The 13294-nt window shown below is 42.8% G+C and carries 3 protein-coding genes; all 3 read right to left on the bottom strand.

Going from position 1 to position 13294, the window contains the following annotated elements; all coding sequences use genetic code 11:
• Positions 1 to 3469 (bottom strand): non-ribosomal peptide synthetase (locus AC4II3_RS25765; RefSeq protein WP_488029649.1); only part of this gene is annotated, 3469 nt, incomplete at its 3' end.
• Positions 3466 to 10530: an SDR family NAD(P)-dependent oxidoreductase gene (locus AC4II3_RS25770; RefSeq protein WP_488012963.1), complete on the bottom strand. Its 7065-nt coding sequence runs from the start codon at positions 10528 to 10530 to the stop codon at positions 3466 to 3468. The genes AC4II3_RS25770 and AC4II3_RS25765, both read right to left, overlap by 4 nt.
• A partial coding sequence (locus AC4II3_RS25775; protein WP_490722925.1) for an amino acid adenylation domain-containing protein occupies positions 10527 to 13294 on the bottom strand: 2768 nt, incomplete at its 5' end. The genes AC4II3_RS25770 and AC4II3_RS25775, both read right to left, overlap by 4 nt.

Here is a 13294-nt window from a genome sequence, read left to right on the forward strand (position 1 = left end):
GATTACGACCAAGCCAGTAGGCTTGTTGGATTTCTGTGAGGGGGAAGGGTTGGTAACGCTCCTCTGGTGCCGGGGTGAGGGTGGGCAGGGTTAAGTCTGATGTTTGCTGTAATGATTCTACTGGAGTTAATTGTGCTAAGACTTGGTGGAGTTGAGCAACTGTTGGGTATTCAAAGAGTGTCTTAAGTGGTAGTTGTACCTCAAAAACTTGTTTTAGCTGGTCAATTACTTGAGTGGCGATCAGTGAGTGTCCTCCTAATTCAAAAAAATTGTCATGGATGCCCACTGCTGGCACTTTTAGTACTGCTGCAAATATATCAGCAATAGTCTGCTCCATCCCAGTCCGAGGTCGAATATACTCTTTTTGAGCCCTTAAAGTTAATTGATATTCTACCAATGGCAGTGCTCTACGGTCTATTTTTCCGTTGGGGGTTAACGGTAGTTTCTCTAACACTACAAAGGTAGAAGGTATCATATACTCGGGTAGTTTCTGCCTAAGGAATTCCCTGAGTTTATTGGTAGTTAGTGATTCATCTGTACTAATTAGATAGGCAACTAAGCATTTTTGACTATTGATTTCTTCTGTTGCAATAACAACAGCTTGTTGGATTGAGGGATAGGTGTTGAGTACTGCTTCAATTTCACCGAGTTCAATACGAAAGCCTCGAATTTTAACCTGATGGTCAAGACGACCCATAAATTCTATGTTACCGTCTGGCAAATACCTAGCTAAGTCTCCTGTTTTATATAATCTTGTCCCTGCTTCATTGCTAAAAGGGTTAGGAATAAACTTTTCTTTAGTTAACTCTGCACGGTTGAGATAGCCTCGTGCCAAACCAGCACCACCGATGTGTAATTCCCCTGATACTCCAATAGGTAATGGTTGTAAATAGCGGTCTAAAATATAAACGTGTGTATTGTCAATTGGACGACCGATATGAGGAGAGGTTTTGTCTTGCCCAAAGCCAATAATTAGACCAGAAGAGGTAACAACAGTGTTCTCGGTAGGACCATAGTTGTTAATCACTTTGAAGGGAAGTGAAGCTGTGGGTAATTGATGTAGCCGATCTCCACCAACTAGGACAATCCTTAAAGCTAGATTTTTTGGCCATTCTAAAGCAAACAATTCGTTGGCTAGGGGTGTAGGCAGAAATGTAATTGTTACCTCTTTTGACACAAACCATTCCTGTAGTTGCATCGGCGAACTCAGAAGTTCAGTCTCAACTAGGAAAAGACTTGCTCCTGCTGCAAGATAAGGCCATATTTCCCAAACTGAAGCATCAAATGCTATTTTGGCTAACTGAGTTGCTCGATCTGATGGATTAACTTCAAAGACACGTTGATGCCAAAAGACTAAATTGAGGAGATTTTTATGAGCAACTGACACCCCCTTTGGTTGACCAGTAGATCCTGAAGTATAAATTATATAGGCTAGGTTTTCCGCTGTGACCTCACAGGCTAAATTATTTTCACTTTCCTGGGCAATTGATGTCCAATCAGAATCCAAATAAATTATAGACGCTTGATGTTCAGGAAGAGACCCAACTAAATGCTGTTGAGTCAACAAGACTGGTACTTGACTATCCGATAAAATATAAGCTAAGCGATCTTTTGGATAAGTAGGATCTAGCGGTAAATATGCTCCACCTGCCTTAAGAATGCCTAATAGCCCAACCATCATTTCCAATGAGCGTTCCACGCATATTCCTACCAGCACTTCTGGTTTTATTCCCAATGCTTGTAAGTATCGTGCTAACTGGTTAGCCTTTTGGTTTAATTCTTGATAAGTTAGCTGCTGTTGTTTAAATACTATCGCTATGGCTTCAGGGTTTTTCTCTACCTGTTCTTCAAACAGCTGATGAATACATTTATGTTGCGGATACTCTGTAGTTGTATTATTCCACTCCCATAGTATTTGATGCAGTTCTTTATCCTTTAATAAAGGTAGTTGTCCAATTGTTTGTTGAGGATTGGATGCGATCGCTACTAGCAAAGTTTGAAAATGACCTGCCATCTGAGCAATGGTTTCAGCTTCAAACAGGTCGGTACTATACTCCCATAATCCCACTAGCCCCGTTTCTGTCTGCTCCATTGATAAGAGCAAATCAAACTTTGCTGTTTGTGTCTGTAACCTCAAAGGTGTCAGGCTCACACCAGGTAATTCCAGGGGGCACATCGGTATATTCTGTAGGACAAACATCACCTGGAACAGGGGTGAGTAACTAAGAGTTCGCTCCGGTTGTAGGGCTTCTACCACTTGCTCAAAGGGCACATCCTGATGCTGATAAGCCTCCAGGGTCACTTCTCGCACTTGTCGAAGCAGTTGGGCAAAACTAGGGTTGCCCTGTAAGCGGGTTCTCAACACCAAAGTATTGACAAAAAAACCAATCAGAGACTCAATTTCTGGGCGATTGCGATTGGCGATGGGAGAACCAATCAGAATATCGTCCTGACCACTATAGCGAAACAGTAGCACAGCAAAGGCGGCCAGCAGGGTCATAAATAGGGTACTGCCATGATCGTCACTGAGCTTTTCTAATTGTTGCGTCAACTGTTTGTCGAGTGCAAAGGTCTGAGTGTGTCCTCGATGAGTCTGCACTGGTGGTCGAGGGTGATCGTTTGGCAATGTCAACAAACAGGGCGCTCCAGCTAACTGCTGTTGCCAGTATTGCAGTTGCTTGTCTTGTCTTTTTCCAGTTAGCCACTGCCGCTGCCAAAGGGCATAATCGGCGTACTGGATCGATAACTCAGGTAAGGGATTTGGCTTGCCCTGGCTATAGGCTTGATAGAGGGCAAATAGTTCTTGGACGAATACTGCAATTGACCAACCATCAGAGATGATATGGTGCATGGTGATTAGCAGTATTGACTCTTGAGGTGCCAGTTGTAATAAAGTGACCCGCACTAGAGGTCCTTGAGACAGGTCAAAGGGAGTATGAACTTCTTGTTGAATGTAATTTTGTACTTGCAGCTCTTGGTCTATTTGTGGCAAGTGCTGCCAATTCATCTCCACAATTTGTAAAGTAGCTTCAGGGTCAATTACCTGTATCGGTTTACCATCAACTGATGGAAAGTGAGTGCGTAGTACTTCATGACGGTCAATAATTTTAGCGATCGCTTGCTTTAGAGCTGAGACATTCAGATCCCCAGTCATTCTGACTGCTTGAGGAACATTGTATGTAGCACTTTTTTCTTCCAGTTGGTCGAAGAACCACAGTCGTTCTTGAGCAAAGGATGAGGGTAACGGTTGGTCATCTCTTGGAACTGGGACAATTGGCTGAAGATAAAAATCACAATCTGAATTGGGTTTTTGCAAAAAATTGATAATGTCTTGCTTAAACTCAGCCAATTGAGCACGCAGAGTTGATGTTAAAACTCCTTCGGGAGCGTCACATAATAATCGTCCACTATCCAGCCATAGCTTTATATCTTTAGTGGTTAAATCCGATAAAAACTCTTGTAATTTCATAGCTCTATTCTTTCTCTTTTAGTTAAATTAACAGTAGGTAATACTTGTAGCTTTTGTTTTAAATACAAACTGCTACTTTCTTGGAGCGTTTCCAGGGTGTCACTTAATTTTGCAACTGTCGGACTCTCAAACAATGTCCTTACAGGTACTTCAAAATTAAAGATTTGCTGCAAGCGGGAAACTAATTGGGTAGCCCGCAAGGAATTGCCACCAAGTGCAAAAAAGTTGTCATCTATACTTAATTTTGAAACACTCAGCAGTTCCTGAAAAATTTCCAGTAACTGACTATCCAGTTCATTACGTGGTTTTGTCTGTTCACCAGTACTGTGATTTACATCAATGCTGACCAGTTGCTCTCGATCAACGTCTCCAGTCTCAGTTAAAGGAATTTCCGCCAATTTATACCAGTGGCAGTGACTTAGCGTACCAAAGCGATCGCGTACCTGTAAACTATGGGATTGGTTGACAGGCAATGCTTGAGCCTTATGAGTCACATAGGCAGTTAAATGCTGCAAACCTTGGAAATTTGATGTAAAGTATCTAACATTTGGCTTATTGCCGTCTAGACCTATCAGCAAACTCCTCTTACTATGAGAGAGTGCCACTAATAAGGAGTTTATCCCCTGTGCAGGAGTAATAGTAAAGTAACCTTTGGCACGAGTGAATTCCTGCATTTGATAGCCTTTGCTCATGCCAGTCTCATTCCACATACTCCATGCTAAGCAATAGCTTTGTAAGATACTGTGGTTTCTTTGGTATTCACAAAACGCTTCGATAAAACTATTAGCAGCAGCGTAAGCACCAACAGATATACCACCAAAGAAACTATTGACTGAAGAAAAGTTTAGAAATAAAGCGTTACTATTATCTTTCAGCAGTTGATGTAATGCTAAAGTACCCATTACTTTGGGACGGAGTACTGTAGCAATACTGTCTGCCGTTTCCGAAATCAATAATCTTTCCAGGAAAGTGCCCGCTAGATGGATGATTCCATCAAGTTGACCACCCCATTGGGAAACAGTCTTTGTCACTACCGATTGTAACTGTGCTACATCGCAGATATCTACAGTTTCATAAATGACCGAGCCTGGTAACTGCTGCAATTCCTGGTAAGATTGGATTTTCCTCAAGACTTTATCTTCACATCCCAATGGCGTCTCCCAAGTATCTTCTTTAGGTAATGGAGTCCGACCCACCAATAGCAGCCGAGCCTGGTAATTTGTCAACAGGTACTTAGCAATCTCAAACCCGATGCCTCCTAATCCACCAGTAATTAAATAAATTTGACCTTGTTTAAAAGGTAGTTCTTGTTTTGGTTCATGGTCAAAATTAACCTTTTCTAAACGAGTAACAAAGCGATTGTTATCTCGGTAAGCTACTTCCCACTCTTGAGAAATAACACACAATTCTTGTAGCAATAAAGCCCCATTAGACTCATTGTCAGCTATAGGTAAATCAATGTGGCGACAGCTAATCCAAGGTAGTTCCTGGGGAATAGTTTTAAGTAAGCCCAACACTGTAGCTTTCTCATAAGCGATCAGGTCAGTTGGTTCAAGAGTTTGGCTATGGCTAGCAACAAATAGTAACTGAACAGGATGGGTTGTACCCTGTTGTTGCTCTATGGCTTGCACTAAAAAGAGTAAGCTATATAGTCCTTGTTGTTGAGCTGAGTCAAGAACCTCTTGATCTGCAATTTCCCCTTTGTACTCCTCATAGTTACATAAGTGGAGAATAGTTTCAACGACAATTTCCTGACTTGCTAAGACCTTTAACAACTGTTGATAGTGCAGTGTATCTCCAAGATTTAGCACATAGTGCTTAGGACTGATTTCCCTAAAACTATTCCCTGCTTCTACTTTAATACAGATACGATGCTCAGATTCTAATTGCTGACAAACTGATTTCCCTAACCCTAATGAGTCCAGTAATACTAAAGTGACACCCTTGTCAGTCAGGGAATAATTAGTTTTAGCTTGCTGCTTGCACCATTTTTTTTCGTAAAACCAATTAGGAATTGTGTTAGCACTTTCTAACTCGCTATCAATTGTTTTGATGACATCTTGACAAGACCCAGACTCCAGCATTTTTTTCAGTTGCATTCGCTGGATTTTACCACTGGTTGTTTTAGGAAAGTCTTGCCGAGATATGGGAATGACATAAATCGGTTCAATCCCCAGTTGAAATGATAGTTCTCTTCGGATAGTTTTGATCAGACTGATGTAGCTTTCTAGTTTAAAATCTTGGGGAGTAAAGAAGACTACCAGTCCTTCAGTGCCTGTCTCGGGATTATTTATACCAAAAGCGCCAGCATAGGTTGGTTCTACTCCCTCAATATCATTAACAATTTCCTCGATTTCATAGCAATAGTAATTAATACCGTTAATAATAATGAGTTCCTTCTTACGACCAGTCAAAACTAGCCGACCATCTTGGATAAAGCCTATATCTCCTGTATTAAACCAACCATCTCTTACGAAGGCTTCTGAGTTAGCCACTTGATTATTCAGATAACCTGGAGTAACTATCTCACCTTTTATTTGCAACTGACCAATCATCCCTTCTGGGAAAAGTTGGTTATTGGTGTCTACAATTCGCATTGCAACTCCTGGCAATGGTAGCCCCAGGTCAGTAAATTCAATCACATCCGTGTCAGTCGCTTCTGCTGTTACCAGTTGACTGTCAAGAGACGATTTTTTAATACGATGGATACCTGTTTTATCATTAAACTGATTTTGATAAGTAATACATGTACATAGCTCTGCCATACCATAGGCAGGTTGCATAGCTTGAGCATGCACTCCAAACTGAGCCACCAGCTTGATAAATTCTTGCACTACTTTGGGAGTTACCTGTTCTCCTGCATTCATTAGAAATTGTATGGAAGAAAGATCCCAAGTTTTGTGAATATTTTTTTTGAGGGCATCAACAACTAATTTAAATCCAAAATTAGGTGACCAAGTGTGGGAAACTTGATAGTTATCAATTAAATCTAACCATGTGGTGGGGTTTGCTAAGACCACATTAGTGGCTACCTCTATTTGCTGGCAACCTAAATAAGTATCTTTTAAATGACAAGTCAGCAATGGAACAACGTGGTCTACAGGCAGCCAGTTAAGACAAACATTTCCTGAACTATATCCATTGAATTGCTGAACACTATGGATATGAGTAATAATTCCTTTATGTGTTTCTTGAATTAATTTGGGAATACCTGTGCTGCCTGACGTTAATTGTATGAATGCCACATCTTCAGGCTGGCTGTGATGGAGTCTGGAAGTAGGCGAATACTCTCTCATCTGCTCTAGCAATATAACTTGCCATCCTGAAATGGGGAACAAGTTTCTCAGATTTTGCAATGGCTCGATCAAAGATTCGTTTGCTAATATAGGTGGGTACTCTAGTAATTTCCAGGTATCATACAATTTTTTCACCACAGCATTTTTCTCTTGATAAGTACCTGCTACTGCTACGGTAACAGGTTGAATACCACCGAGAATGCACCCCCATAATGCTGGAAAGTAATCCCGCAAGGATTCTATTTGCAGTATGATTCTATCTCCAGCTTCTAAGCCTTGATAGTGTAAGCCATTTAAAATGCATTTAGCTTCTTGTAGTAAGCTGCCGTAAGTTTGGTAAACTTCTTCTCCATTAGAGAGGATATAAATTATCCCTTTTTTAGGATGTCGAGTTGACGTTTCAAGCAATGCCTCTATTAACGTTTTAGGTGTTGCTTCTGGTATGGTCAATTGACCACCATCACTAAGAGCAGGCACTGTGGATTCAAGATTCGCCGGTGGTGGAATAATTGTTATTCCAGATATGCTTTTAACGGGTAGGGAAAAAGTTCCAGTCAAACTACTAGAGGGCAGCAAATCTGATAGGTGTAATCGTGGAGATGAGAAATCTTGATTCTCCTGAACTACCACAGCGACCTGCTCGATTTCCGGCAGTGAGCGCAACTTTGCTTCCCAATTTTCCACTAATTCAGAATCAATTACTTCCAAACTAGCTAGAGCTTGTTCATCTACTTCTCCCTTGGCAGTTAATGGCAAGCAAGATACTGGCACATAAGCATAGGGTAGACTGTAGCTAGGCAACTGAGATAGTAAATGGGAATGAAGCAATGCAGGGGAGAAAGACTCGGAAGGAACCACATAAGCCACTAACTCTCTTTGCCGTATCATTACATGGCAATCTTTCACTCCAGCAGTTGTTAATAACACTCGTTCTATTCCCTGGAGTTCTAAGCGATACCCTTTGACCCATGCTCTTCTTGCTAAGAAGCCCAGTAACTCTAAAGAACCGTCAACTCGACGACGACCCCACTCCCCAGTCTTGAATAACCAACCAAGCTGAGGATGTTTGATGAAGCCAACTGGTATTTGTTTTTCCTCATGGAAGTGGTGGTTTTTAGGTAAATGGAAACCACCTACATAAATCTCTCCCTTAACAATTGGCGGGACTGGTTCTCCATTGAGATCTAAGACGTAGACTGAACAATAAGTAGGGAACCCTGCCGGTACGACTTCTGTGCTCTGACCTGATTGACAAAGCCAGGAACTCACCTCGGCAGCTATTTCTGGTAGATTATATAGATATAGCAAAGAGCCACTTAAACGTTGATGGCAGACTTCTACGTCCAACTGGTATAGTGGCTCTCCTGAGCATAACAACCAACGTAAATGAGATTGTTGACTGGCAGTTTTCTGGTTTAAGCAGGCCAGGAAAGTTGATAATTGTGAAGGCAAAAAGTTAACGATGCTAATCTTTTGTTGAGCAATAAGCTGTTGCCAAGCTCTGGGATTGTCAAGGTCTTGGGGTGGTAATATTACTACACACCCTCCAACAATCAACGGCCAAACTATCTCTCGTACAGCACTTTCCTCGACTAAGGAAGCGTGTTGCAATACAGTCTCTCCTGGAGATAGAGAAACCATTAGTTGCAGCCAATTAATACGGCGAATAACTGCTTGATGTTCTACTAAGATACTTTGACTACCTGAGTAGAGTACATAAGCCAGATTTTCTGGAGTGATGGTATTGTTTGGATTTTGTATGTTCTGCTGAGTAATTACATCCCACGCTGAGTCTAGGGCGATAATCGAGAGATTATCTTCTGAGCAACGAGATAGATAGTTTTGTTGAGTCAAGAGTACAGGACTATTTGTAGCCTGCAAAATATCAGCTATTTTATTAACTGGTTCTCTCGGCTCAATTGGGACATAAGCTGCGCCTGCCTTAAGGATTCCCAACACTCCTACTACCATTTCTATTGAGGGTTCTACCAACAGACCCACTGGCACATCTAGTCCTAGTTCCAAACCCTGTAAATAATTAGCTAACTGATTAGCTCGCTCATTCAACTGTCGATAAGTAAGTTGTTGCTCCCCAAGCATCACTGCCATAGCATTGGGGGTACGCGCCACCTGCTCCTCAAACAAGTGATGAATACATTTATTGATCCCGATTTCTGTGAAGGAATTATTTTCTAGGGACAGTAACTGCTGCCGTTCGGCGGGCTTCAATAGGGGTAATTGCTGTATCCTCTGGTGGGGATTGGATGCGATCGCTACTAGCAAAGTCTGAAAATGACCTGCCATCTGAGCAATGGTTTCGGCTTCAAACAGGTCGGTACTATACTCCCATGACCCCACTAGCCCCGTTTCTGTCTGCTCCATTGATAAGAGCAAATCAAACTTTGCGGTTTGTGTCTCTAGTCTCAAAGGTGTCAGGCTCACACCAGGTAATTCCAGGGGGCACATCGGTATATTTTGTAGGACAAACATCACCTGGAACAGGGGTGAGTAACTAAGAGTTCGCTCCGGTTGTAGGGCTTCTACCACTTGCTCAAAGGGCACATCCTGATGCTGATAAGCCTCCAGGGTCACTTCTCGCACTTGTCGAAGCAGTTGGGCAAAACTAGGGTTGTCCTGTAAGCGGGTTCTCAACACCAAAGTATTGGCAAAAAAACCAATCAGAGACTCGATTTCTGGGCGATTGCGGTTGGCGATCGCAGAACCAATCAAAATATCATCCTGACCACTATAGCGAAATAGCAGCACGGCAAAGGCTGCCAGCAGAGTCATAAATAGCGTACTGCCATTATCGTCACTGAGCTTTTCTAATTGTTGCGTCAACTGTTTGTCAAGTGGAAAAGTCTGAGTGTTTCCTCGATAAGTCTGCACTGGTGGTCGAGGGCGATCGCTTGGCAATGTCAACAAATAGGGTGCTCCAGCTAATTGCTGTTGCCAGTATTTCAGTTGCTTGTGTTGTCTTTCCCCAGTTAGCCACTGCCGCTGCCAAAGGGCAAAATCAGCGTACTGGACGGATAACTCAGGTAAGGGACTTGGCTTTCGGTGGCTATAGGCTTGATAGAGGGTAGATAATTCTTGGCTAAATACTTCTACCGACCAACGATCACCAACGATGTGGTGCATAGTCAATAAAAGTATGTACTCAAAAGGCTGTATTTGCAACAGAGTCGCTCGTAATAGCGGAGCTTGTGACAAGTCAAAGGGTTTCTGGGCTTCTTTGTGAGCGAACTGTTTGACTTGAGTTTCCTGTTCCTCTGCTTTCAGGTGTTGCCAGTCCAAGACAACTATTTCAAAAGGAACTTTTGGGTCAATTACTTGCACTAAGGTACTATTAGTAAAGTGAAAGTGAGTGCGAAATACCTCATGGCGTCGAATAATTTCGTCAAGAGCTTGCTGGAGGGCTACTATATTAAGATCCCCAGTGATTCGCATAACCCCCGGCTCAATGTAAGGCGCTTTTGAACCTTCAAGTTGGTCGAGAAACCACAATCTTTCTTGAGCAAAAGACAAAGGTAAGCCTCTGTCTCGTGGAATAACTTTAATTTCCGGGACAGTGGTGTCTGCATCCTGTTTAACTCGCTGCAAAAACGAGATAATTTCTGCTTTGCGTTCAGCTAGCTGCTGTTGTAATTCTGGCTCTAACACTCCTTTAGGAGCTTTACAACGTAATTTACTGCCGTCATAGGAAACTTGAATATTGAGTTTACGGAGTTTAGAGAGGAACTCAAATGTGCTTTGATTTTTCATACTTCTATCTCTTCCATGCTTGTTTGTGAATCTTGTATCTCTTGCCCCACCCAAGCAATCGTCTCAATGTAATCTGCTACACTATTAACCGTAGGGTTTTCAAAAAAATCACTTAGGCTTAAATCTATCTGGAATCTTTGTTTAATTCTAGATATGAATCGAGTCGCTAATAGAGAATCTCCACCAATATCAAAGAAGTTGTCATCAATACCAACTCGATCTACTTCCAAAAGGTTTTCCCATATACGAGCTAAATCTTGTTCAACAGGAGTACGAGGAGCAATAAAGTTTCCAACCTGTGGAGAATTGAGGGTATCAGGGATAGGGAGAGCCTGACGGTCAACTTTACCATTAGCCGACAAAGGTAAAGTATCAAGCAATACAAATTCCCTGGGGAGCATATACTCAGGTAACCGTAATTGTAAATGCTGGCGCAACTGGGAAACCAGATCACCATGACTTGAAGTTGAGGATGGCAATGTCAACCACTGTTTCTTCTGAGTCGGGTCAATCTTTCCACCCACAAAACTATAAAGCAGACTCTGATTAGAGTCCAACTCAAACCCATTCCTCAACTGGCTAAAATCCAAATTGCCAATGGGACACAAACCCAGCCCAAAATCAGGTGCCGTACTCATCAACAACTGACCGATATGACCAGCTTCGAGTAAGGAAAACTTCTCAGCCATCTCACCATACATTGGAGTGATAGCATCAAATTTGCCAATTAAAAACAAGGAAAAAGCCCCCTGCTCAAAAATCGGCTGATTAGCCCCGTAAATATCTGCTTCAATATCCCTAACTCGACTGAGTAGAACTAAGCGATGTTGACGTGGACAATAATAGTAAATCCCAGCTTCAACTCCACGCACGCGCTCAGGTTTAATCAGCAAGTATGTCTGCACTGGATAAAGATTACCTGCCGAAGGATAACGATATTTGGGCAAGGGCATATCCGCCAAGTTTAATTGCCTCAAGCAACTAAGAAACTGACTAAACTCCTGCAAATCAAGAGGTTGCTGATCAAATTGGCGATAACTTTGGCGTTCTAGATAAGCAGTAGTCAGAGCTTGATCATCAATCGGTAAAGGCAACTCCACACTGGCATCAGTCGATGCTAGTTCTCGTAAACCCGGTTGCTTGAGCTTAAATTCAATCCGCTTAATCGGGTCAACTATCATCCCCTCTTTTTCCAATGGTTGATAAGCTTCTGGCAACTTGGACAAAGTCGCTGAAGAGACAATATAAGCCACAAGCTGCTTTTTGTCGGTTGAGTCTTCCACCGCCTTCACTACAGCCTTGTTGACTAGAGAATGCTGCATCAGCGCTGCCTCAATTTCTCCCAACTCAATTCGGTAGCCATTGATTTTCACCTGGAAGTCTTCCCGACCGAGGAACTCAATGTTGCCATCCGGTAGATAGCGCCCCAAATCACCAGTTTTGTATAACCGTTCCTGAGTCAGAGGATGGGTAATAAAGCTATTGAGCGTTTTGTGTTCATCTTGCCAATATCCCTTAGCTAGACCCATGCCACCAATGTAAAGTTGTCCTGGCACCCATACTGGGCTAGGTGTCATCCACTGATTGAGGACATGAAACGTTTGATTGCCCAGGGGTTTGCCGTAAGGAATACTGCGCCAGTTGGGCAACACTTCTTCTATCGGATAATAAATCGACCAAATCGAGGCTTCTGTCGCTCCCCCCAGACTAATCACTTCCACATCTGGCCACAGAGCTTTTATCTGCTGTGGTAAGTTCAACGGCAACCAATCACCCGATAGCAGTACCAATCTCAGGGTCGGATTCAGCAGTGTTGGTTGTACCGAAGTATATTCTACTAACATCTGCATCAGGGCTGGCACTGAGTTCCAAACGGTGACATGGTGTGCGAAGATTAATGACAGCCAATGTGTTGGGTCTTTGGCACCAGCATAAGTAGGCATTACAATCGTGCCTCCCGCTGCTAATATGCCAAAAATGTCATACACTGACAGGTCAAAATTTAAAGCTGAGACTGCCAATATACGGTCATTAGCGGTCACACCAAAGCGTTGATTGATGTCGATGATGGTATTGACCGCCCCAAGATGGTCAATCATCACTCCTTTGGGTACCCCAGTCGAACCAGAGGTATAGATCACATAGGCCAAATCACTAGGCTGGTGTAATGGTTCTAAGGGAGTCTGAACTGCTATGTCAGGGTTGTCCTCAACACACAAGCATTCAATCCCTTCTGGCCAAGACAAATTTCGCGACAGTGACTCTTGGGTAACGACCAAATCAACGTGAGCTTGTGCCAGCAACGACCATTGGCGCTGTTGCGGCAGTTCCGGGTCAATGGGCACATAGGGGGCACCCGACATTAAAATCCCCAACACCGCCACCACTTGTTGCCATCCCTTTTCCATCACTACAGCAATGGGGTGGTTAGTGGTGGCTCCTAATTGCCGCAACTGATGTCCTAGCTTGAGGGCATGTTGATACAGTTGCTCATAAGTTAGGGTTAATTCTGTGGTGATTACCGCCGGGGATGCTCCTTGTTTGTTCACCTGCTGCACAAACAAACCATCTAAGGTTTGCTCACCAATCACGGTTTCGGTCTGATTTAGTTTCTGATTTAGTTTCTGATTTAGTTTCTGTCGAAGCTCTAGCTGTGGTGGTGGTAACAGCTGAGGATGGGTTTCTCGCCATGTTTGCTCACCAGTGGCAAGTTGTTGGAGATAATTGCAGTAGCTGCTGAACATCTCATCGACCATGCCTGGTG

The organism is Moorena sp., assembly GCF_982860115.1.

Bases quoted from the DNA above. Each gene is read 5' to 3' on its own strand.
- AC4II3_RS25770 (WP_488012963.1), bottom strand. From the start codon at position 10,530: ATGAAAAATCAAAGCACATTTGAGTTCCTCTCTAAACTCCGTAAACTC.